The sequence below is a fragment of the Winogradskyella psychrotolerans RS-3 genome, from assembly GCF_000427335.1.
GTDB classification, from domain to species: Bacteria; Bacteroidota; Bacteroidia; order Flavobacteriales; family Flavobacteriaceae; genus Winogradskyella; species Winogradskyella psychrotolerans.
In genome coordinates, this window is the sequence record NZ_ATMR01000018.1 from 1 (window position 1) to 699 (window position 699).

The 699-nt window shown below is 39.1% G+C and carries 1 pseudogene; it reads left to right on the top strand.

The features are described 5' to 3' along the window. The first annotated feature begins 33 nt into the window (after positions 1 to 33). Positions 34 to 560 (top strand): annotated as a pseudogene (locus ADIWIN_RS01565) (phosphoenolpyruvate carboxykinase (ATP)). The last annotated feature ends 139 nt before the right edge of the window (positions 561 to 699 follow it).

Sequence of the window (699 nt, forward strand, 5' to 3'; positions counted from 1 at the left end):
GCTTACCCAATAGACTTCATAGAAAACACTAAAATTCCTTGTACAGCAGGACATTCCAAAAACATTATCTTTCTGACTTGTGATGCCTTTGGAGTATTGCCTCCTGTGAGTAAATTAAGTCCGGAACAGGCCAGTTACCATTTTATTTCTGGATATACAGCCAAGGTAGCCGGAACAGAAATGGGTGTAAAAGATCCAGAAGCCACTTTTAGTGCTTGTTTTGGTGCTGCATTTATGATGTGGCACCCAAATAAATACGCTAACTTACTGGCAGAGAGAATAAAAAACATGAAGTAAACGCTTGGTTAATCAATACTGGGTGGAGTGGTGGTTCTTATGGCGTGGGCTCCCGAATTAAATTAAAATACACCCGTGCCATTTTGGATGCCATACACAATGGGGATTTTAACAAGGTAGAATTTGCAAAAGAAGCAGATTTTGAACTTCAAATTCCGACAACCTGTCCCGAAGTGCCAAGTGAAATACTAATCCCCGAAAACACCTGGAAAGACCAGGCGAAATTTCGTGAGGTAAAAAGCAAATTGGTCAATCTCTTTTAAAGAAACTTTCAAACAATTTGAAGATCAGGTTGATGATAACATTACTAAAGCAGGGGCCGAAATAAATAGCAAATGTGCAAAAATCAGGTATTACGGTGTAATCATAGGTATACTTGGAATAATTCTGGTACAATGCCAG